Consider the following 20,614-nt stretch of genomic DNA (forward strand, 5'->3'; position numbering starts at 1 on the left):
TTCGACCGTTCTTGTAGCGTGTCGATTCCACGGAACACGGAACACGGAACACGCGAATTCTGTTCACGGGAGAGACGGGAACGCATGGGCGCACGAGTCCTGCTCATCGAGGACGACCAGACGATCGCCGAGCCGCTCGTCGAGGGTCTCGGGCACTTCGGGCTGGCGGTGCATCACGTCCGCACCGGAGGCGAGGGGTTGAGGGGGCCGTACGGCGATGTCGTCCTGCTCGACCTGGGGTTGCCGGACATGGACGGCATCGACGTCTGCCGGGGGATCCGGCAGACGTCCGACGTCCCCATCATCATCCTGAGCGCGCGGGGCGAGGAGGCCGACCGGGTGCTGGGTCTGGAGCTGGGCGCCGACGACTACCTGGCGAAACCGTTCAGCATGCGGGAGCTGGTGGCGCGGGTGCGGGCGGTGACGCGGCGGAGCCGGCACGGGGCGCGGGGCGAGGAGCTCGCGGGCGCCCAGCAGCCGTTCGGGGGCGAGCCGTTTACGGCGGGCGGTGCCGCGGCGGTCGCGTTCACGGCCCCGTCCGTCCCCGAGGTCCCGGGCGCCGACCCGACCGTCACCACCACCCGGGAGCCCGCCCCCGCCGCTCCCGCTCCCGTCACCGCCGACGCCCCCACCACCACCTTCACTCCCTCCACCGCTCCCCACGACCCCGTACCCCCGCCCCCCGGGGCCGCTGAGGGCGCCGTGGGCCCCCTGGTCGTCGACCGGCGGACCCGGCAGGTCTGGGTGGGGGAGGAGGCGGTGGTGCTGACGCCCAAGGAGTTCGAGCTGCTCGCGCTGCTCACCGAGGACCCGGGGGCCGTGTACTCGCGGCAGCAGATCCTGGACCGGGTGTGGGACCCGCACTACGAAGGGCCGACCAAGACGCTGGACGTGCATGTCGCCACGCTGCGGCGGAAGCTGGGCGACCCGGCGTGGATCCAGACCCTGCGCGGGGTGGGCTTCCGGCTGGCGGTGCACACCGGCCCGCCGGGCCCCCCGTCGACGGACGAGCCGTCCCGCACGTCGTCGGCGTACCGGCCGCCGCCGCCGTACGACGCCACGGACACCCACCCGGCGGCCTGTCGATGACCCGTCGGCTGCTGCTCAGTTACCTCACCCTCGCCGCCTTGGTGCTGGTCTGCCTGGAGATCCCGCTGGGCTTCGTCTACTCGCGGGGCGAGCGGGAACGGGTGACCAACGCGGCGAAGGAGGAGGCGGAGTCGGTGTCGGCGTTCGCCGCGCTGTCCATCTCGGCGGGCCGGGCCGCGCAGGACCTGCCCGAGCGGGCCGCGCACTGCGCCGAGCGCATCGGCGGCAAGGTGCTGATCGTGGACAGGTCGGGTGCGCTGCTGGCGAGTTCCCACCCGCTGTCCGAGCGGGAGGAACGCACACTGGCGACCTGGCCGGGCATCGCGGCCGCGCTGGAGGGGACCGCCACCGCGGACGTGCGCACCTCCACCATCGGCGGTGTGGAGTACCTGGCGGTGGCCACCCCGGTGCGGCACGGCGCCGAGGAGCTGGGGGCCGCCCGCATCACCGTGCCGACCCGAACGGTGCACGAACGGGTCCGGCACGTCTGGCTGTTGCTGGTGCTCGGCGGTCTGGGGGTGCTCACCGCGGTGGTCGCCGTGGGCTTCGCCATCGCCCGCTGGACGGGCCGGCCGATCCGGGAACTGGAGCGCGCCACCCACGCGCTGGCCGTGGGCGGCACCGCCGTCCCGGTGGCGATCACCAAGGGGCCGCCGGAGGTGCGCAGCCTCGCCGCGACCTTCAACCGCACCGCCGCCCGCCTGGAACACCTCCTGGCCTCCCAGCGGGCCTTCGCCGGTGAGGCCTCGCACCAGCTGAAGACCCCGCTGGCGGCGCTGCGGCTGCGGCTGGAGAACCTGGAGAACGAGATCGCCCAGCACGCCCGGGGCGGCCTCACCGCCGCGCTGACCGAGACGGACCGGCTGGCCCGGATGGTCGAGGGCCTGCTGGCGATGGCCCGGCTCGACGAGAGCGCCGCCGAACGTGAGCGGGTCGACCTGGACCGGGTGTGCGCGGAACGTCACCGCGCCTGGAGCCCGCTGTTCGCACAGCACGGCGTCCACCTCGCGCAGGCCGGGGACCACGCGGGCGAGGCGCTGGCGGTGCCCGGGGCGGTCGAGCAGATCCTCGACAACCTGCTCTCCAACGCCCTGCGCGTGTCGCCCCCGGGGTCCACGGTCTCCCTGGACCCACGCCGTCACGTGCCGCACGAACGCCGCTTCCCGCACCGCCCGACCGGGGCGGGGTGGGTGGAGCTGCACGTCGTGGACGAGGGCCCCGGGATGACCGAGGAGCAGCGCCGCCGCGCCTTCGACCGTTTCTGGCGCGCCCCGGACGCCCCCAAGGGCGGTACCGGCCTGGGGCTGGCCCTGGTGCAGCGCCTCGCCCACGCGAGCGGCGGCGAGGCGGTTCTGCGGCCGGCGCCGCGCGGCGGCCTGGACGCGGTGGTCCGCCTTCCGGCGGCAGCCCGCGCGAACCCGGGCGCAGGCTTGGCGCGGCCGTCGAGACCGTTGCAGAGAGCGGTCCCGGGCGGGCGTTGAGCCGAGACGGCCGTCGGCGGGCAGGCGGGGTGGTGGTCGTCGCGGAGGCGGCGGAGGGGCGGCGGGGGTTTCCTCTCACCCCCGCCGCCCCTCCGCTGTCCAGTGCCCGGGGGCTCCCCCGGCCCCGTGTCGACCCTGAACGGGTCTCGTCCTCGATCGCCGGACGGGCTCGGTGCGGCCGTTCAGGCCGTCCGTACCTCCCACGTGGGGACGCGCACCGACTCGTCGTCCAGGCACTGTCCGCTCCGCAGGTCGAAGCGCTGCTTGAGCAGGGGCGAGGCGACGAACGGCCGGCCCTGGTGGGAGCCGATCAGGCCGCGGGAGAGGACGGCCGCGCCGCCGAACGGGTCGCGGTTGTCGATGGCGTACAGCTCGCCCTTGCGGTCGCGGAACAGGGCCACCTGGCGGCCGTCCGGCAGCAGGGCGGCCACGCCCCGGCCGGGGACGAGCTGGTGCAGGTCGCAGACGGTGAACCAGTCGTCTGCCGGGGAGTCCAGCCTGAGCTGGACCTTCAGGTCGGTCGTCTCGGGTGCCAGGGTCATCGCTGGGCGCTTCCTTCCAGGACGTCTTCCGTGGGGCGCATGCCGATGGACAGCAGCGGCAGGTCGGGCTTGATCTGGTCGCGCTCGGGGACGAAGCCGACGACCGGGTCGGGGGTGTCGGGCGCGTTGACGAAGGACACGAACCGGGCCAGCTTCTCGGGGTCGTTGATGGTCGTCGCCCACTCGTCGGCGTAGTGCGCCACGTGGGCCGCCATCAGGGACTCCAGCTCCTCGCAGATGCCGAGGGAGTCCTCCACCACGACGTCCCGCACGTGGTCCAGGCCGCCCGGGATCCGCTCCAGCCAGGTCGAGGTCCGCTCCAGACGGTCGGCGGTGCGGATGTAGAACATCAGGAAGCGGTCGATCAGCCGGATCAGCTCGGCGTCGGACAGGTCCTGGGCGAGCAGGTCCGCGTGACGCGGGGTGGCGCCGCCGTTGCCGCCGACGTACAGGTTCCAGCCGTTGGCCGTGGCGATCACGCCGAAGTCCTTCGACTGGGCCTCGGCGCACTCGCGCTGGCAGCCGGAGACCGCCGACTTCAGCTTGTGCGGGGAGCGCAGGCCCCGGTAGCGCAGCTCCAGGTCGATCGCCATGCGGACGGAGTCCTGGACGCCGTAGCGGCACCAGGTCTGACCGACGCAGGACTTCACGGTGCGCAGCGCCTTGCCGTAGGCGTGGCCGGACTCGAAGCCCGCGTCCACCAGGCGCGCCCAGATCAGCGGGAGCTGCTCGACGCGCGCGCCGAACATGTCGATCCGCTGACCGCCGGTGATCTTCGTGTAGAGGCCGAAGTCGCGGGCGATCTCACCGATCACGATCAGGCCCTCGGGGGTGATCTCGCCGCCGGGGATGCGCGGGACGACCGAGTACGAGCCGTTCTTCTGGAGGTTGGCGAGGAAGTGGTCGTTGCTGTCCTGCAGGGCCGCCTGCTCGCCGTCCAGGACGTAGCCGCTCGCACCGATCGTGGGCGCCAGGGAGGCGATGATCGAACCCACCGTCGGCTTGCAGATCTCGCAGCCGTCGCCGCCCCGGGCGCCCTCGCGGCCGTAGCGGTCGAGGAGCTCCTGGTAGGTGTTGATGCGCAGGGCGAGGACGATCTCGTACAGCTCCTCGCGGGTCTGCGCGAAGCAGCCGCACAGGCCCTTGTCGACCTCGACGCCGCCGGCCTCCAGCTCGGCGGTGACCAGCTGGCCGAGGACCTTGACGCAGGAGCCGCAGCCGGTGCCCGCCTTGGTGCACTTCTTGACCTCGGGCACGGTCGTGCACCGGTGCTCGGTGACCGCGCCGCGGATCGTGCCCTTGGAGACGTTGTGGCAGGAGCAGATGATCGCCTCGTCGGGGAGGGCGGAGGGGCCGAGCTGGGCGGGGGCGCCCGCACCGGCCGGCAGCACCAGGGCCTCCGGGGAGACCGGCGGGACCGAGCCGGTGAAGGCCTTCAGCGTGCCGTAGGCGTCGGCGTCGCCGACCAGGATGCCGCCGAGCAGCGTGCCGTCGCGGCCGATGACGAGCTTCTTGTACAGCCCGGAGCGGGAGTCGGAGTAGACGACGTCGAGGCAGTCCTCGGTGGTGCCGTGCGCGTCGCCGAAGGAGGCCACGTCCACGCCGAGCAGCTTCAGCTTGGTGGAGAGGTCGGCGCCGGTGAAGGAGGCCTCGTCCGCGGCGATCGTCGCGGCGGCCGTCTCGGCCTGCTCGTAACCGGGGGCGACCAGGCCGTACACCCGGCCGTCGGCGGCCAGCGCGCACTCGCCGATCGCGAAGACGTGCGGGTCGGTGACCGTGCGGCACTGCTCGTCGACGGTGATGCCGCCGCGCTCGCCGACCGCCAGACCGCAGTCGCGGGCCAGCTGGTCGCGGGGGCGGACACCGGCGGAGAACACCACTATGTCGGTGGCGAGTTCGGAGCCGTCGGACAGCTTCATGCCGGTCACGGCGCCCGAGGCGTCCGTGACGATCTCCTGCGTGCCCACGCCCGTGTGGACGGTCAGGCCCATGTCCTCGATGGTGCGCAGCAGCGCGGCGCCGCCGCCCTCGTCGACCTGCACGGGCATCAGCCGCGGTGCGAACTCCACGATGTGGGACTGGAGTCCGAGGCCCTTGAGGGCGCCGGCCGCTTCCAGGCCGAGCAGACCGCCGCCGACCACGGCGCCGGTCGTCGCCCTGGTCTTCGCGTACTCCTCGATCGCGAGCAGGTCCTCGATGGTGCGGTAGACGAAGCAGCCCTCGGCGTCCTTGTTCGGTACCGGCGGCACGAACGGGTACGAGCCGGTGGCCAGGACCAGGACGTCGTAGTCGACGACCAGACCGGACCGGGCGGTCACCTTGCGGGCCTCGCGGTCGACGGTCTCCGCCGGGTCGCCGACGTACAGCTCGATGCCGTGGTCCTTGATGAACCCCATGTCGGTCATCGACAGGTCCTCGGGCGTCCTGCCCGAGAAGTACGAGGTGAGCGCCACGCGGTCGTACGCCGGACGCGGCTCCTCGCACAGCACGACCACGCGGTGCGTGGCGGTCAGGCCGCGCTCGGCGAGCGCTTCGAGGAAGCGCTGGCCGACCATGCCATGGCCGACGAGCACGATCGTGGGGGTGTCCGACATCAGGAGCCTCCATCGTTGGTGAGCAGGTGGAGCAGAGGAGCGCCGTTGCGCGGGAGCGGCTCTGCTCCCTCCCAGGCGCGCGCGAGCGCGCCGACGGTGCCGAGTTCGCCGACGAGCACCCCGCCGACCAGGCGGTCGTCGCGGACGACGACCTTGCGGTAGGTGCCGCGGGTGGCGTCGGCGAGCTGCACGACGTGGTCGCCGGGGCGCGCCTCGGTCTCGCCGAACGAGGCGAGGTCGAAGGCGGTGTGTCCGCTGAGCGTGAGACGGGTCAGGGAACGGGTGCCGGTGTAGCGGGCGGCGGCGTTCCCGGCGAGCGACTCGGCCAGCACGTCCGCCTGTTCGAGGGCGGGGGCGGCGAGGCCGTAGACGTTGCCGTCGTGCTGGGCGCAGTCGCCGATCGCCCGGACGTTCGGGTCGGAGGTGCGCAGTTCGTCGTCGACGAGGACGCCCTTGTGGACGGCGAGCCCCGCGGCCTGGGCGAGACCGGCGCGCGGGTGGACCCCGCAGGCCAGCACCACCAGGTCGGCGTCGAGGGCGTACCCGTCGGCCATCTCCACCGAGCGGACCGCGCCGCCGACGCAGCGCACGTCCCGCACCCGGCACTCGGTGTGCACCTCGACGCCGAGGTCCCGCAGGTGCCGCAGGACGAGCCCGGAGGCGCCCGGGTCGAGCTGGCGCTCCATGAGCCGCTCGGACTGCTGGGCGAGGACGACCTGCGCACCGCGCACGGCGAGCGCGCGGGCCGCGGACACCCCGAGGAGCCCGCCGCCGATGACGACGGCCCGCACGCCCGGCCGGACCGCCTTGGACAGGCCCAGGCAGTCGTCCATGGTGCGGAACGCGTGCACGCCCTCCGGCAGCACGTGGTCCGGCGTGAACAGGCCGCGCAGCGGCGGCAGCACCGGGTTGGAGCCGGTGGCCAGCACCAGCGTGTCGTATGCGATCTCCGAGCCGTCCGCGCAGGCCACGGTCCGCCGGTCGCGGTCGATGCCGGTGACCCGGGCCCGGACCAGCTCGGCGGGCGCGGGCAGCGCGATCACCTCGGGGGCGTAGCGTCCGGCCAGCACCTCGGCGAGCAGGACCCGGTTGTACGGGACGTGCTCCTCCTCGCCGATCAGCAGCGCGGGCGTGCCGAGCTCACCGAGCCGCCGGGCGAGTCGCACGCCCGCGAGGCCGGCGCCGATCACCACCACACGCGAATTCGAGGTCATGCCGTCGAGCGTGCGATGCGGACGTTACCCGGTCGCATCACGGTTGTTTCCCGCGAGGAACGCTGCCCTCAGCGGGGGCGGGCCTCACCTGTGAGGGTTCTCGGGCGGGGGTGGGGGACGCGGGTGAGCCGGGGGCGCGGGGCCTTTCCGCGACCGGCCCGCGGGTCCGGCGCGAGCCCCGGGCCGGCCCGGCGGAACCCCGGCCGCAAGCTCAGAAGACGCTCGGGTGGATGGACAGGGCATGTATCCGGTCCCGTAGGGTCGCGATCATGCCCGACATACCCCTGACCATGGTGGCCCTGCTCTGTCTCGCCGCCCTCGCGGCCGGCTGGATCGACGCCGTGGTCGGCGGTGGCGGGCTCCTGCTGCTCCCGGCGCTGCTGCTGGGACTGCCGGCCGGCACCCCGGCCGCGCACGCGCTCGGCACCAACAAGGCGGTGGCGATCGTCGGCACGGCCGGGGCGGCCGTGACGTACGCCCGCAAGGCGCCGGTCGACGTGGGGGTGGCCGTCCGGATCGGGCTCGCGGCACTCGCCGGGTCGTCGGCGGGGGCCTTCTTCGCCGCCGGGATGAGCACCGAGGTCCTCAAGCCGGTGATCATGGTGGTGCTGCTCGGCGTGGCCGCCTTCGTCATCCTGCGCCCCGCCTTCGGCACCGCCCCCGCGACCGGCCCGGTGGGCCCCCGCCGGGTCCTCGCCGCGATCGGCCTCGCGGGCCTCGGGATCGGCTTCTACGACGGTTTCATCGGCCCCGGCACCGGCACGTTCCTGGTCCTCGCCCTGACCGCCGTCCTCCACCTCGACCTGGTGACCGCGTCCGCCACCGCCAAGATCGTCAACTGCTGCACCAACGCCGGCGCCCTCGCGATGTTCGCCTGGCAGGGCGCGGTGCTGTGGCAACTGGCGGTCGTGATGGCCGCCTTCAACCTCACGGGCGGCATGCTGGGCGCCCGTACGGCCCTGAAGAAGGGCAGCGGTTTCGTCCGCATCGTGCTGCTGACGGTGGTCTTCGCCCTGGTGGCGAACCTGGCGTACGAACAGTGGCTGGCCTGACGGCTCGCCGGGCCGTCGGGGGCCACCGGGCCGGTCAGCCCGCCCGACCCCCCGTGAGATGCGCGAACACCACCACGTTGCCCTTGTATCCCGTCGTCCGTGAGTAGCCCCCGCCGCAGGTGATGACGCGCAACTCCGGGCGCCCGGCCGCTCCGTACACCTTCCTGTCGGGGAAGGCGCGGGCCTCGTACACCTCGACCGCGTCGACGGTGAACACCGCGACACCGCCGTCGCGCCGGGCCACCTCGATCGTGGCGCCCCGCTTCAGCGCGCCCAGGTCGTAGAAGACGGCGGGGCCGTCGGCGTTGTCGACGTGGCCGGCGACGATCGCGGTGCCGGTCTCACCGGGGGTGGTGCCGGCCTCGTACCAGCCGGCGAGGTTCTCGCGGTCGGGGGGCGGCACGTCGAGGTTGCCGGACTTCGTGAGTCCCAGAGCCGTCAGGGGGGCGTCGACGCCGATCGACGGGATGCGGATGCGGTCGGGCGGGGAGGGCGGCAGGGCGGGCGCGGAGCGCGCGTCGGGGTGGCGCGGGTGCGCCTGGGCGACGGACGGCTGCGGCGGGGCGTGCCCGTCGGTGCCGCTGTGCAGCAGCCACGCACCCGAGAAGAGGGCGGCCACGGTCACGGCCGCTATGGAGGTGTTGCCGACCCTGTACATCAGTGAACCCCTCTCGGCGGTCGGTAGCAGCCCCGTGCCCCCCTCCGGGCCGCGAGGGGCGTCGGACCCGGAGGGGGAGGGGACACGCGGTACCGGCGACGGACAGCGGAGGGTGTCCGTCAGAACCCGTCGCCTCTCGCCCGGCGATGCAGGAGCCAGGTACCGCCCGCGGCGGCGACGGCGAGAGTCGCCACACCGGCCGCGGTCTGCACGGGGTCGGGGCCCAGTGCGCCACCGACCCCCGTCTTCACGCTTCCTCGCGGGTACACCTGCTGAGGCGCGGCACTCAGCGTCACCACCAGGTCCCCGGTGAGCTTCCGCCCGTCCGCGCCGCACTCCGCGACGATCTCGTACGTCCCCGGCTGCGCGCTCGGCGGCACCCGGAAGTGCCCGATCGCCTTGCCCTCGTCCGCGCTGGGAGCCAGCGTGAAGCGTCCGGCGCCCACCGCGCCGGCGTCACCCGCCGCTATCCCGTCGTCCCCACAGGCCGCCGTGTCCACGGTCACCTCGCCGCCCGGCAGCGCGGTGGAGGGGGACACCTCCAGACCGCCGGCGCCGTACGCGGGCGCGGCGACCCCCGCGGCGGTGGCGGCGGCGAACACGGTGCCGGTCAGGAGTCGGACGGCGGTACGTCGCATCGTGCTCCTCCGAGCTCGTCGAGGGGCACGGCCCGCGGCACCCCCATGTGCCGCAGCGTCGGTCACGCCCCTGCCCTTCCGAGGTAAGTGGCAGCGGCGCGAGCGCGCTTCCTGAGAGAGCGTCAGGATTGGGGCGAACGGGTGTCGGGCGGACGGCGGCCGGGGTGGTCGTGCGGGCGTTTCGGCAGGTCATCGCCGCGCGGCGAACACCCCGCGGAATTACGGCCGCGGGGGTGTGAACGGGTGACCGCCCTCACCGCGCGGATCCGCCCCCTCCCGCCGGTCCCCGCCCTGGAGGGGACTGCGGCGGTCCCGCCAGTCTCCGCCCTCGATCGGCTTCCCCCGCGCCCGCAGCCCCGCCGCGACGCCCGGCGCGGCGACGTACACCCACGCCCGCACCGGCCGGCCGTCGCCGCCCCGGACCACCTCCCGCGCCACCCGCTCGTACAGGTTGCGCGGGTCGCCCGGCCGGTACTCCTCCAGCCGGTCCAGCTCGGTGAGCAGCCGCCCGTAGTCCTCCGGGAGCGCGGTGACGAGGTCCCCGGTCACGACGCCGCCGGGCTCCTCCACGGCGTACGGATAGCCGGGGCCGTCGTACAGGACCGCGTCCCGCAGCCGGGCGGGCTCCTCGGCGAGGGTGCGGCCGCGCAGGAGGAGGTCGTGGTTGACCTCGCCGGGGCGGAGGGTTCCGTAGACGAAGAAGGGGAGTTCGGGCGCGCTCACGGAAACGATTCTCTCCCCTCACCGCACCCGCACCGCACCCGCACGTTCGGCTATGGACATGACATGTCATGCCCTCTTGAATCTCAGGACCACGTCAGCGCCGCCCCGCGCCCCATGGCGCCTTCCTGAGGAGACCGATGAGCCGGATACGGCAGCACGCCCGAGGTTCGCGCCTCGCCACCGCCGGCATCGCCGCCACCACGGCCACCCTGCTGGCCGCCGTACTCACCCCCGCCGCCGGCGCGGCGGACCGGCCGAGCCGGGCCACCGCGATCGACAACGCGGCCTCGGCCCTGGCCGAGCACGCCGCGAGCCTGGGCCTGACCTCCGCCCAGAGCACCTCCGTCCGGGACGTCATCGTCGACAAGGACGGCACCCAGCACGTCCGTTACGACCGCACCTATCGCCGACTGCCCGTCCTGGGCGGCGACTTCGTGGTCCACCTCGCCCCCGACGGAACCTACCGCGGCGCGAACCGCGCCACCAGGAGCCAGATCTCCCTCTCCACGGTCACCCCCGCGCTGTCCGCCCCGAAGGCCGCCGACGTCGCCGCGAACGCCCTGCGCGCCGCGCACCTCGGCGAGACCCTGACGAAGATGACCGCCAAGCCCCGCCTGGTCGTCGACGCCCTCCACGGCGCCCCCAGGCTGGCCTGGGAGACGAACGCGGCGGCCCTGGACTCCCTCGGCAACCCGGTCGCCCGCGCGGTCCTGACCGACGCCCGCACCGGCGCCCAGATCGACGCCTGGGACACCCTGGAGACGGCCACCGGCGACGGCACGTCCCTGTACGGCGGCACCGTCCCGCTGGAGACGACGCTCTCCGGCTCCACGTACCAGCTCAAGGACCCGACCCGCGGCGGCACCTACACCGGCGACGCGGCCGGCAAGACCGACCTGTGCATCCTCGGCATCTGCGTCAGCCGCGCCCCCTCGACCGTCTTCACGGACGCCGACAACCACTGGGGCACCGGCACGACCGCCGACCGCGCGACGGTCGCCGTGGACGCCCAGTACGGCACGGACGTGACCTGGGACTACTACAAGAACGTCCACGGCCGCAACGGCATCGCGAACGACGGCAAGGGCTCCTACAACCGCGTCCACTACGGCACCCGGTACAACAACGCCTTCTGGGACGACAGTTGTTTCTGCATGACCTACGGCGACGGTGACGGCACCCAGCTCGGCCCGCTGGTGTCGCTGGACGTGGCCGGCCACGAGATGACCCACGGCGTGACCTCGAAGACGGCCAACCTGACCTACTCGGGCGAGTCCGGCGGCCTCAACGAGGCGACCTCGGACATCTTCGGCACGCTGGTGGAGTTCCACGCGGACAACGCCTCCGACGCCGGCGACTACCTGATCGGGGAGAAGATCGTCCGCTCCGGCTTCGGCCGGGACGCCCTGCGCTACATGGACAAGCCCTCCAAGGACGGCAACTCCGCCGACTACTGGAGCAGTTCGGTCGGCGGCCTCGACGTCCACTACTCCTCCGGCGTCGCCAACCACTTCGCCTACCTCCTGGCGGAGGGCAGCGGCACCAAGACCGTCAACGGCGTCACCTACGACTCGCCCACCCACGACGGCTCCACGGTGACGGGCATCGGCCGGGACAAGCTCGGCAGGATCTGGTACCGGGCGCTCACCGTCTACATGACGTCCTCGACGAACTACGCGGGAGCCCGCACGGCCACCCTCGACGCCGCCCGCGACCTCTACGGCGCCGGCAGCGCCGAGTACGACGCGGTGGCCGCCGCGTGGAGCGCGGTGAACGTGAACTGACCGTCCCTACGCGGCTCACGGCCGGGTAAACCCGCTTCCCCGCGAATGGATCACCCGTTAGGCTCCCCCGGCGCGCGCGTCCGGCGTGCGCCGGGGGAGCAGGGTGACCAGGGGAAACCGGGGGTAATGGGGAACATGACACAGGAAGCCGCCGCAGCGGAGAAGAGCCCGAACGCGTGGGCGCAGGCCGTCACGGCGCTGGCGCTGATCGGGGCTCTCGGGGGCGGGCTGTGGGTGCAGGACCGGTTCGCCGGGGGAGCGGACCCGGACGCGCCGGCGGTCTGCTCGGCCGACGAGGACGCCGAGCCCTCGCAGCGGATCTCGGGAGCGCAACTGTGCACGGCCCTGAACCGCGCGGACCTGCCGGTGCTCCTCGGCACGCCCAAGGAGCAGGCGCAGACGGCCTACGGCAGTGACGGCTCGGTCAAGACGGCGGGCGGCACCGAGACGGCCACCCCCGAGGCGACCGTGAAATTCGGCACCTACACCGTGCAGCTCACCCGCTCCTACGACGACCTCCCGGTCGCGGGAACGGAGAATCTGCTGAACAGCGCGGAGAAGAGGACGGTCCTGGGCCGTCCCGCGGTCCTCTACTCGAGCCAGACGATCGCCATCCGCTTCAACCTGGGCGGCGGTGAGTCCGAGACCGGCCCCGGCGGCGTCGCCCGCAGTCTGCTGATCGCCCCGGACGCGAAGGACAGCGGCGGCTCCTACGAGCTCGCGATCTGGCGGCAGGACACCCTCCCGCCCGACGACGCGGCGCTGCTCCGCGTCGCCGAGAAGGTGCTGCCGACCGTCCCGGGCTGGACCGCCGGCTGAGGAGCCGCCGGCGGGCCCGGCGGCGCCGCTGAGCCGCCGGCCCGCCCGGCAGGACCACTGCCCGTCATCCGAACTGGCCGGGCTGGTAGTCCCCGGCGGGCTGCCGGACGATGACGTTCACGCGGTTGTAGGCGTTGATGAGGGCGATGAGGGAGACCAGCGCGGCGAGCTGGTCCTCGTCGTAGTGCTTGGCGGCGTTCGCCCAGGCCTCGTCCGTGACGCCGCCGGCCGCGTCGGCGATGCGGGTGCCCTGCTCCGTCAGCTCCAGGGCGGCGCGCTCGGCGTCCGTGAAGACCGTGGCCTCCCGCCAGGCGGCGACCAGGTGGAGGCGCTGCGCGGTCTCACCGGCGTGCGCGGCGTCCTTGGTGTGCATGTCGGTGCAGAATCCGCAGCCGTTGATCTGGCTGGCGCGGATCTTCACCAGTTCCTGGGTCGCGGCCGGCAGCGTCGAGTCGGAGACCGCCTTGCCCGCCGAGTTGAGGTACTTGAAGAACGTGCCCGCGACCGGGTTGCCGAAGAGGTTCAGACGCGCGTCCATGGTGAACTCCAGTGCCGTGGCGGATGGTTACACCTTCTTGACGGAGCGGGCCGGCGCGATGTGACAGAGCTGGATGTGGCGTGCGTCACTTCCTTCGGGTCGGTGTCCCCGCCGCGCCGGACACGCCGCGGCGCCGCCCAGGGGTCACGGCTCGCCCCGGGGACTACGGCTCGACCGCCTCCACGCGCACCGCGCACACCTTGAACTCCGGCATCCGTGACGTCGGGTCCAGGGCGGGGTTGGTCAGGGTGTTGGCGCGGCCCTCGCCGGGCCAGTGAAAGGGCATGAAGACGGTGTCGGGCCGGATGCCCGGGGTGATGCGGGCCGGTGCCACCGCACGGCCCCGCCGGGAGACGACGGCCACCGGATCGCCCTCCGCCGCGCCGAGCCGGGCGGCGAGCCGCGGGTGGAGCTCGACGAACGGTCCGGGCGCGGCGGCGTTCAGCTCGGCCACGCGCCGGGTCTGGGCGCCGGACTGGTACTGGGCGACGACGCGGCCGGTGGTGAGCAGGACGGGGTACTCGTCGTCCGGTTCCTCGGCGACGGGCCGGTGCGAGACGGGCACGAAGCGCGCCCGGCCGTCCGGCGTCGCGAACCGGTCGAGGAAGAGGCGGGGCGTGCCCGGGTGGACGGGCGGGACGCCGTGGCCGCCGTGACCGCCGTGTTCGTCGTGTTCGTCGTCCCGCGAAGGGTCGTCCGTGCCCGCGTCCAGCGAGGCGTCCTCACAGTCGTCCGTCCCGGCGGCGCCGTCCGCGACGGCCGTCCCGCTGGCGACGGCGGTCCCGCCTGTCCCGCTGGCGACGGCCGTCCCGCCCGTGCCGCCGGCGACGCCCGTCCCACCGGCGCCGCTCGCGACGGCCGCGCCGTCCGTGTCGACGGCCGTCGGGCACGGCCAGAACACCCCGTTCTCCTCCACCAGCCGGCGATAGGTGATCCCGGAGTAGTCGGCGGGCCCGCCCGCGCTGGCCCGGCGGAGTTCCTCGAAGACCTCCTCGGGGTCGGTCGGGAAGCCCTTCTCCACGCCCAGCCGGGCGGCCAGCTCGTGCAGCACCTCCAGGTCGCTGCGGACGCCCTCGGGCGGGGTGATCGCCTGTCGCCGCAGCAGCACACGCCCCTCGAGGCTGGTCGTGGTCCCCGTCTCCTCCGCCCACTGCGTGACCGGCAGGACCACGTCCGCGAGAGCGGCCGTCTCCGACAGCACGACGTCGCAGACCGCCAGGAAGTCCAGGGACCTGAGCCGTTCCTCGATGTGCGCGGCGCGCGGCGCGGACACCACCGGGTTGGACGCCATCAGCAGCAGGGAGCGCACGTCCGTGCCCAGCGCGTCCAGCAGCTCGTACGCACTGCGCCCCGGCCCCGGAAGCGAGTCGGGGTCCACGCCCCAGACCTCGGCCACGTGCCGCCGCGCCGCCGGGTCGTCCAGCTTGCGGTAGCCCGGCAGCTGGTCGGCCTTCTGGCCGTGCTCGCGGCCGCCCTGCCCGTTGCCCTGCCCGGTCAGGCAGCCGTAGCCGGACAGCGGCCGCCCGGCCCGCCCGGTGGCCAGGCACAGGTTGATCCACGCGCCCACGGTGTCGGTGCCCTTGGACTGCTGCTCGGGCCCGCGGGCCGTCAGCACCATCGCGGACTCGGGCTCGCAGAACAGCCGCACGGTCTCCCGGAGCTGCGGAACGGACACCCCCGTGATCCGTTCCACGTACTCCGGCCAGTGCGCCATGGCCGCCGCCCGGGCGTCCTCCCAGCCGACGGTCCGCTCCCGGACGTACTCCTCGTCGACGCGTCCCTCGGCGACCACCAGGTGCAGCAGTCCGAGCGCCAGCGCCAGATCGGTGCCGGGGCGCGGCATCAGGTGGAGGTCGGCCTGCTCGGCGGTCTTGGTGCGGCGCGGGTCCACGACGATCAGCGTGCCGCCGTTCTCGCGCAGCTCGTGGAAGAAGCGCAGTGACGGCGGCATGGTCTCGGCCAGGTTGGACCCGACGAGGATCACGCACCCCGTCCTCGGGATGTCCTCCAGGGGGAAGGGCAGCCCGCGGTCCAGGCCGAACGCCTTGATGCCGGCCGCCGCCGCGGACGACATGCAGAAACGCCCGTTGTAGTCGATCTGCGAGGTGCCGAGCACGACGCGGGCGAACTTGCCGAGCGTGTAGGCCTTCTCGTTCGTCAGCCCGCCCCCGCCGAACACGCCGAGCGCGTCCGGCCCGTGCTCCGCGCGTATCCGCGCCAGTTCCCCGGCGATCCGGTCGAGCGCCTCGTCCCAGGTGGCGGGCACGAGCGTGCCGCCGGAGCGCACCAAGGGGGAGGTCAGCCGCACCCGGGACGACAGCACCGCCGGCGCCGTACGGCCCTTGCCGCACAGCGCGCCCCGGTTCACCGGGAAGTCGGTGCGCTCGACCACCTCGACGCCCCCCTGTGGCAAGGGCGACAGATTCATCCCGCACTGCAGGGCGCAGTACGGGCAGTGGGTGGGCGTCGAGGTGGTCTGCATGCCTTTCAGCGTGCTTCGGCCGTGTTACACGCCGTGCGGCGTCCTGTTACGGCGGTGTGCTGGTGACCTCCCCGACCGCACCCGCCCGGCGTGAGGCACGGGGCGGCCCGGAACGGGAGAGCCGGGGACGGCAGCGGCCGCCGCCGTTCCGTCCCCGGCTCGTTCAGTCGGCGCGCCCGGTCAGCACTCGTACGCGTCGTACGGCTCGTCGCCCGGCTCCAGACCGATGGTCTCGGTCGCGCCGGACGCTCATTCGGCCGTGCCCAAGGCCCTTTCCACCCCCGGCTCCTTCGGCCCCAGGAACCGGGGATCCGGCTCGAACACCGCGTCCAGCGCGGCCTTCCCGGCGGCGAGGACCTCCCGCGCGCCCCCGTAGTACCAGGTCGCGTCGTGCACGGCGTCCACGCCGACGCCGTACGACTCCACCCCCGCCTCCCGGCACAGGGCGACCGCCCGCCGGATGTGGAAGCCCTGGCTGATCAGCACGGCGCGGTCCACCCCGAAGATCTTCCTGGCGCGCACGCAGGAGTCCCAGGTGTCGAAGCCCGCGTAGTCGCTGACGATGCGCGCGTCCGGGACCCCGTGCCGGGTCAGGTAGGTCCGCATCGCGTCGGGCTCGTCGTAGTCCTTGCGGCTGTTGTCGCCGGTGACCAGCACGACCTCGATCCGCCCCGCCCGGTAGAGCTCGGCCGCCGCGTCCAGCCGGTGCGCGAGATACGGCGACGGCTCCCCGTCCCACAGCCCGGCGCCGAAGACGACGGCTACCTCGGTGCGCGGCGCGTCGGCCGTCGTGCCCAGCCGGTCCGCCGTCGACACGAACAGCCAGGTCGACGGCAGCAGCCCCAGCACACACGCGCCCATCACGCCCTGCACCAGCCGCCGCCACCCCGTCCGGGTGCGCGGCAGCCGCGGTCGACGTATGCCCATGCGGTGCCCCCCTTCGACCAGGGAGGACGCGGGGGTGGGCCCGCTCGGGTTCGCCTTCCCCGCCGTCACCTGCGTCACATCACGCCCCAACCCCCGCAAGCCGGACCTCACACCGCCGCCGCCCGCGCGGTGAACGCCCGGAAAATAGTCGTGACGGTCGCGCAACGGCCGTGCAACCTCCCCCCGCCAGGATCGGTCCATGACGGCGTCGCCCTCCCAGTACGACGAGTCCGCCCCCCGCCCCGGCAGCCCGCTGCCCGGTGGCGCCCACCTCGACAGTACGGCGCACATCATGAACCGGATCAGCACCCAGCTCGCCGCCCAGCTCAGCCTCGTCTCACTCGACGGCCGCCGGCGCCCCGGCCCGCCCGCGCTGGTCGTCGTGGCCCACGGCAGCCGCGACCCGCGCGCCCTGAGCACCGTCCGCACCCTCCTCGACCGCGTCCGCGACCTGCGCCCGGACCTGCCCGTGCACCTCGGCCACATCGAGCTCAACGAGCCGCTGCTGACGGACACCCTCGCCGGCCTCGAGGCCCGCGGCACGGCGGAGGCCGTCCTGGTGCCGCTCCTGCTCAGCCGCGGCTACCACGTCAAGCGGGACATCCCCGAGATGGCCGGCGCCGTGGCGGTACGCACCCGCGTGGCGGCCCCGCTCGGCCCCCACCCCCTCCTCGTGGACACCCTGTACGACCGCCTCGTCGAGGCCGGGTGGCGCACCCGCATGACGGAGACGGAGCGCCGCGAGAGCGCCGTCGTCCTCGCGGCGGCCGGCTCCCGCGACCCCGACTCGGCCGTCGACACCCGCCGCACGGCCCACCTGCTCGCCCAGCGCCTCGGCGTCCCGGTGGTCCCCGCCTACGCCACGACGGCCACGCCCACCGTCCCCACCGCCGTCCGCGCCCTCACCGCCCGAGGACGCCACCGCATCGCCGTCGCCTCCTGCTTCACCGCCCCCGGACGCTTCGCCACGGAATGCGCGCAAGCGGCCCCCTGGATCGCCTCGGCCCCCCTGGGCACCCACGAGGCGATGGCCCGCCTGGTCCTGCACCGCTACGACCGGTCCGCGGCGGCGGCCGGCAACAGCAACGCCGCCTGAGGGGCGCGGGGAACCGGCGGCGGCCCGACACGGGCGGCGGACCCCTCGGGGCACGGGACCGCATCGAGGTGCGGCTCCGCCGCGTGGACGCGACACGCCACGACGGGCCGGCACCCCGACGGCACGACCCGCCCCGCCCCGGCGCCCGATTGTCACCACCCCCGCTTACTGTCGAGGCATGGAAGGCACACCCCCCATCGCCTACGACCCCACATCCGTGGCCCGCTGGGCCCCCGAGCACGACAAGCGCCCCGGCCGCACCGCCTTCCAGCGGGACCGCGCCCGCATCCTGCACTCCTCGGCGCTGAGGAGGCTCGCGGGCAAGACCCAGGTCGTCACCCCGGGTGCCAGCAGCCAGGCCTGGGACGCCACCCCCCGCACCCGCCTCACCCACTCCCTGGAGTGCGCCCAGGTGGGCCGTGAGCTGGGCGCGGCCCTCGGCTGCGACCCCGACCTCGTCGAAGCCGCGTGCCTCTCCCACGACCTCGGCCATCCCCCCTTCGGCCACAACGGCGAACAGGCACTGAACGACTTCGCCCACGACTGCGGCGGCTTCGAGGGCAACGCCCAGTCCCTCCGGCTCCTCACCCGCATCGAGCCCAAACGGTTCACCGCCGAGGGCTCCGTCGGCCTCAACCTCACCCGCGCGACCCTCGACGCCGCCACCAAGTACCCCTGGCCCCGCGGCGCCCACCCCACCGACCCGGCGTCCCCCAAGTTCGGCGTCTACGAGGACGACCGCCCCGTCTTCGACTGGGTCCGCGAGCAGGCCCCCGGCCGCCGCGCCTGCTTCGAGGCCCAGGTCATGGACTGGTCCGACGACGTGGCGTACTCGGTGCACGACGTGGAGGACGGCCTGCACGCCGGCCACATCGACCCCGACTGCCTGCACGCCGAGCCGGAGCGACAGGAGGTCTTCCGGGTCGCCGCCGGCCGGTACGCACCCGCCGGCACCGACCCGGCCGAACTCGCCGCCGCCCTCGACCGCCTCCAGGACCAGGAATGGTGGCCGCACGGCTACGACGGCACGGCGGTCGCGCAGGCCCGTCTCAAGGACGCCACCAGCCAGCTCATCGGCCGCTTCTGCCTCGCCGCCGAGGGCGCCACCCGGGCCCGGTACGGCTCCGGCCGCCTCACCCGCTACGGCGCCGAGCTCGTCGTACCGCACGAGACGCGCCTGGAGTGCGCGGTCCTCAAGGCCGTCGCCGACCGGTACGTCATGCAGCGGGCGGAGCAGACGCGGCTCCGCGCCGACCAGCGTGTCGTCATCAGCGAACTGGCCGAGGCGCTCACCGCCCGCGCCCCCGACGGTCTCGACCCCCAGTTCCGCGCGTGGTTCGACCGGGCGCCCGACGACCGGGCCCGCAAGCGGGTCGTCGTCGACCAGATCGCCTCCCTCACCGACGCCTCGGCCCGCTCCCTGCACGGGCGCCTCACCGGCCGGCCCGTCTGACGAAGGGGCCTGTGACGCGAGGGGCGAAAGCGCCGCGAACAGACCCGAACGTGACCGTGCGTGGCCTGATCGGGTCACGTCCTCTTCCCCCCTCACGCTGCGTGCGGGACGCTCGTGGGGCGGCAGCACGCAGCGTTCACTGGGGGGACATCCCCCAGACCCCCGTAGGAGGCATCACGTGGTCGACGCGGACCAGACATTCGTCATCGTCGGAGGAGGCCTGGCCGGCGCCAAGGCGGCCGAGACGCTGAGGGCGGAGGGTTTCACCGGCCGCGTGATACTGATCGGCGACGAACGTGACCACCCCTACGAGCGCCCGCCGCTGTCGAAGGGCTATCTGCTCGGCAAGGAGGCCCGCGAGAGCGTCTTCGTGCACGAGCCGGCCTGGTACGCGCAGCACGACGTCGAGCTGCACCTCGGCCAGACCGTCGACGCCATCGACCGCACGGCGAAGACGGTCCGCTTCGGCGACGACGGCACCCTCGTCCACTACGACAAGCTGCTGCTGGCCACCGGCGCGGAGCCGCGCCGCCTGGACGTCCCCGGCACCGACCTCGCCGGCGTGCACCACCTGCGCCGCCTGGCGCACGCCGACCGCCTCAAGGGCGTCCTGGCCGCCCTGGGCCGCGACAACGGCCACCTCGTCATCGCCGGCGCCGGCTGGATCGGCCTGGAGATCGCGGCGGCGGCCCGCGAGTACGGCGCGGAGGTCACCGTCGTGGAGCCCGAGCCCACCCCGCTGCACGGCGCGCTCGGTCCCGAGCTCGGCAACGTCTTCGCCGAGCTGCACCGCGAGCACGGGGTCCGCTTCCGCTTCGGCGTCCGGCTGACGGAGATCGTCGGCCAGGACGGCATGGTGCTCGCGGCCCGCACCGACGACGGTGAGGAGCACCCGGCGCACGACGTCCTCGCCGCCGTCGGGGCGGCTCCCCGTACGGGGCTGGCGGAGGCGGCGGGGCTGGAGCTGGCCGACCGGGCGCACGGCGGCGGCGTCGCCGTGGACGCACGGCTGCGCACCTCCGACCCCGACATCTACGCCGCCGGTGACGTGGCGTCCTTCCCGCTCGGCCTGTTCGACACGACGCTGCGCGTCGAGCACTGGGCCAACGCGCTGAACGGCGGGCCCGCGGCCGCTCGCGCGATGCTCGGCCGGGACGTCACCTACGACCGCGTGCCCTACTTCTTCACCGACCAGTACGACCTCGGCATGGAGTACAGCGGGTGGGCGCCCCCGGGGACGTACGACGAGGTGGTGATCCGCGGGGACGCGGGGAAGCGGGAGTTCATCGCGTTCTGGGTGAAGGAGGGCCGTGTCCTCGCCGGGATGAACGTGAACGTGTGGGACGTCACAGAGCCGATCCAGAAGCTGGTGCGCTCGCGCGCGCGGGTCGACACGGAGGCCCTGGCGGACCCGCACGTGCCGTTGGAGAGCCTGGTCGCCTAGGCGTCCGCCGGGGGCCGTCGCCCGGTGGGTGCGGGCCGCGGGCGGCAGGTCGCGCGGTTCCCCGCGCCGCCGACTGGGCG

Annotated in this window: 17 protein-coding genes; 8 read left to right on the forward strand and 9 right to left on the reverse strand. The window is 74.0% G+C overall.

Translation table 11 applies throughout. The annotated features are described in order from the left end of the window. Nucleotides 1–84 precede the first annotated feature (84 nt). Together ACIHAR_RS04010 and ACIHAR_RS04015 are read left to right on the forward strand one after the other, a co-directional pair. A complete protein-coding gene (locus ACIHAR_RS04010) occupies nt 85–1,089 on the forward strand; it encodes a response regulator transcription factor (protein ID WP_400016688.1) in 1,005 nt (334 codons plus the stop codon). Continuing rightward, complete coding sequence (locus ACIHAR_RS04015; protein WP_400016691.1) at nt 1,086–2,570, forward strand: ATP-binding protein; 1,485 nt, start codon at nt 1,086–1,088, stop codon at nt 2,568–2,570. The genes ACIHAR_RS04010 and ACIHAR_RS04015 overlap by 4 nt, the downstream gene beginning before the upstream one ends. Nucleotides 2,571–2,752: 182 nt before the next feature. Here the strand turns inward: ACIHAR_RS04015 and nirD are convergent, their stop codons facing one another. Genes nirD through ACIHAR_RS04030 form a run of 3 tightly spaced genes read right to left on the reverse strand, consistent with a single transcriptional unit; the run spans nt 2,753 to nt 6,920 of the window. Then, nucleotides 2,753–3,112: a nitrite reductase small subunit NirD gene (gene nirD / locus ACIHAR_RS04020; RefSeq protein ID WP_365454421.1), complete on the reverse strand. Its 360-nt coding sequence runs from the start codon at nt 3,110–3,112 to the stop codon at nt 2,753–2,755. Next, nucleotides 3,109–5,706, reverse strand: coding sequence for a nitrite reductase large subunit NirB (nirB, locus tag ACIHAR_RS04025; RefSeq protein WP_400016694.1), 2,598 nt, complete (start codon nt 5,704–5,706; stop codon nt 3,109–3,111). Before nirB ends, nirD begins: the two co-directional genes overlap by 4 nt. Beyond that, a complete protein-coding gene (locus ACIHAR_RS04030; RefSeq protein ID WP_400016698.1) occupies nt 5,706–6,920 on the reverse strand; it encodes an NAD(P)/FAD-dependent oxidoreductase in 1,215 nt (404 codons plus the stop codon). The genes nirB and ACIHAR_RS04030 overlap by 1 nt, the downstream gene beginning before the upstream one ends. A 269-nt stretch (nt 6,921–7,189) precedes the next feature. Between ACIHAR_RS04030 and ACIHAR_RS04035 the strand changes: the two genes are divergently transcribed. Then, on the forward strand, nt 7,190–7,972 hold the full coding sequence (locus ACIHAR_RS04035; RefSeq protein ID WP_365454430.1) for a TSUP family transporter: 783 nt from the start codon (nt 7,190–7,192) through the stop codon (nt 7,970–7,972). 34 nt (nt 7,973–8,006) lie between these two features. Here ACIHAR_RS04035 and ACIHAR_RS04040 read toward each other — a convergent pair whose 3' ends face one another. The 3 genes from ACIHAR_RS04040 to ACIHAR_RS04050 all read right to left on the reverse strand — a co-directional run bounded on the left by ACIHAR_RS04040 (nt 8,007) and on the right by ACIHAR_RS04050 (nt 9,991). Beyond that, nucleotides 8,007–8,630, reverse strand: coding sequence for a class F sortase (locus tag ACIHAR_RS04040; protein WP_365454433.1), 624 nt, complete (start codon nt 8,628–8,630; stop codon nt 8,007–8,009). Nucleotides 8,631–8,749: 119 nt separating this feature from the next. Next, complete coding sequence (locus ACIHAR_RS04045; RefSeq protein WP_400016701.1) at nt 8,750–9,268, reverse strand: hypothetical protein; 519 nt, start codon at nt 9,266–9,268, stop codon at nt 8,750–8,752. Between the two features lie 219 nt (nt 9,269–9,487). Then, a complete protein-coding gene (locus tag ACIHAR_RS04050) occupies nt 9,488–9,991 on the reverse strand; it encodes a gamma-glutamylcyclotransferase family protein (RefSeq protein WP_365454439.1) in 504 nt (167 codons plus the stop codon). Between the two features lie 137 nt (nt 9,992–10,128). Here ACIHAR_RS04050 and ACIHAR_RS04055 point away from each other — a divergent pair, with 137 nt between their 5' ends. Both ACIHAR_RS04055 and ACIHAR_RS04060 read left to right on the forward strand, forming a co-directional pair. Next, a complete protein-coding gene (locus tag ACIHAR_RS04055) occupies nt 10,129–11,775 on the forward strand; it encodes a M4 family metallopeptidase (RefSeq protein ID WP_400016702.1) in 1,647 nt (548 codons plus the stop codon). A 135-nt stretch (nt 11,776–11,910) separates the two neighbouring features. Then, entirely contained in the window at nt 11,911–12,594 is a 684-nt protein-coding gene (locus ACIHAR_RS04060; RefSeq protein WP_365454445.1) for a DUF6215 domain-containing protein, read from the forward strand. A 64-nt stretch (nt 12,595–12,658) separates the two neighbouring features. On the opposite strand, the gene ACIHAR_RS04065 is transcribed toward ACIHAR_RS04060, so the two are convergent. From ACIHAR_RS04065 to ACIHAR_RS04075, 3 genes are all read right to left on the reverse strand, one after another. Next, nucleotides 12,659–13,132, reverse strand: coding sequence for a carboxymuconolactone decarboxylase family protein (locus tag ACIHAR_RS04065; protein ID WP_388750472.1), 474 nt, complete (start codon nt 13,130–13,132; stop codon nt 12,659–12,661). A 163-nt stretch (nt 13,133–13,295) separates the two neighbouring features. Continuing rightward, nucleotides 13,296–15,614 carry a molybdopterin oxidoreductase family protein gene (locus tag ACIHAR_RS04070; RefSeq protein WP_400016707.1) on the reverse strand — a complete coding sequence of 773 codons (2,319 nt, stop codon included), beginning with the start codon at nt 15,612–15,614 and terminating at the stop codon, nt 13,296–13,298. 249 nt (nt 15,615–15,863) lie between these two features. After that, a complete protein-coding gene (locus ACIHAR_RS04075; RefSeq protein ID WP_400016709.1) occupies nt 15,864–16,541 on the reverse strand; it encodes a vancomycin high temperature exclusion protein in 678 nt (225 codons plus the stop codon). A gap of 199 nt (nt 16,542–16,740) precedes the next feature. On the opposite strand from ACIHAR_RS04075, the gene ACIHAR_RS04080 reads away from it, so the two are divergent. From ACIHAR_RS04080 to ACIHAR_RS04090, 3 genes are all read left to right on the forward strand, one after another. Further along, entirely contained in the window at nt 16,741–17,637 is an 897-nt protein-coding gene (locus tag ACIHAR_RS04080) for a sirohydrochlorin chelatase (protein ID WP_400016712.1), read from the forward strand. Between the two features lie 178 nt (nt 17,638–17,815). Beyond that, nucleotides 17,816–19,090 (forward strand): deoxyguanosinetriphosphate triphosphohydrolase, encoded by a 1,275-nt coding sequence (locus ACIHAR_RS04085; protein WP_365454460.1) that lies wholly within the window; start codon nt 17,816–17,818, stop codon nt 19,088–19,090. Between the two features lie 178 nt (nt 19,091–19,268). After that, complete coding sequence (locus ACIHAR_RS04090; protein WP_365454463.1) at nt 19,269–20,534, forward strand: FAD-dependent oxidoreductase; 1,266 nt, start codon at nt 19,269–19,271, stop codon at nt 20,532–20,534. Nucleotides 20,535–20,614 lie beyond the last annotated feature (80 nt).

It is taken from the genome of Streptomyces sp. NPDC052016, assembly GCF_044548445.1.
Lineage (GTDB): Bacteria > Actinomycetota > Actinomycetes > Streptomycetales > Streptomycetaceae > Streptomyces.

Excerpts from the sequence above, each read along its gene's own strand:
- ACIHAR_RS04010 (WP_400016688.1), top strand. The coding sequence starts at position 85 with ATGGGCGCACGAGTCCTGCTCATCGAGGACGACCAGACGATCGCCGAG.
- ACIHAR_RS04015 (WP_400016691.1), top strand. The coding sequence starts at position 1,086 with ATGACCCGTCGGCTGCTGCTCAGTTACCTCACCCTCGCCGCCTTGGTG.
- nirD (WP_365454421.1), bottom strand. The coding sequence starts at position 3,112 with ATGACCCTGGCACCCGAGACGACCGACCTGAAGGTCCAGCTCAGGCTG.
- nirB (WP_400016694.1), bottom strand. The coding sequence starts at position 5,706 with ATGTCGGACACCCCCACGATCGTGCTCGTCGGCCATGGCATGGTCGGC.
- ACIHAR_RS04030 (WP_400016698.1), bottom strand. The coding sequence starts at position 6,920 with ATGACCTCGAATTCGCGTGTGGTGGTGATCGGCGCCGGCCTCGCGGGC.
- ACIHAR_RS04035 (WP_365454430.1), top strand. The coding sequence starts at position 7,190 with ATGCCCGACATACCCCTGACCATGGTGGCCCTGCTCTGTCTCGCCGCC.
- ACIHAR_RS04040 (WP_365454433.1), bottom strand. The coding sequence starts at position 8,630 with ATGTACAGGGTCGGCAACACCTCCATAGCGGCCGTGACCGTGGCCGCC.
- ACIHAR_RS04045 (WP_400016701.1), bottom strand. The coding sequence starts at position 9,268 with ATGCGACGTACCGCCGTCCGACTCCTGACCGGCACCGTGTTCGCCGCC.
- ACIHAR_RS04055 (WP_400016702.1), top strand. The coding sequence starts at position 10,129 with ATGAGCCGGATACGGCAGCACGCCCGAGGTTCGCGCCTCGCCACCGCC.
- ACIHAR_RS04060 (WP_365454445.1), top strand. The coding sequence starts at position 11,911 with ATGACACAGGAAGCCGCCGCAGCGGAGAAGAGCCCGAACGCGTGGGCG.
- ACIHAR_RS04065 (WP_388750472.1), bottom strand. The coding sequence starts at position 13,132 with ATGGACGCGCGTCTGAACCTCTTCGGCAACCCGGTCGCGGGCACGTTC.
- ACIHAR_RS04070 (WP_400016707.1), bottom strand. The coding sequence starts at position 15,614 with ATGCAGACCACCTCGACGCCCACCCACTGCCCGTACTGCGCCCTGCAG.
- ACIHAR_RS04075 (WP_400016709.1), bottom strand. The coding sequence starts at position 16,541 with ATGGGCATACGTCGACCGCGGCTGCCGCGCACCCGGACGGGGTGGCGG.
- ACIHAR_RS04080 (WP_400016712.1), top strand. The coding sequence starts at position 16,741 with ATGACGGCGTCGCCCTCCCAGTACGACGAGTCCGCCCCCCGCCCCGGC.
- ACIHAR_RS04085 (WP_365454460.1), top strand. The coding sequence starts at position 17,816 with ATGGAAGGCACACCCCCCATCGCCTACGACCCCACATCCGTGGCCCGC.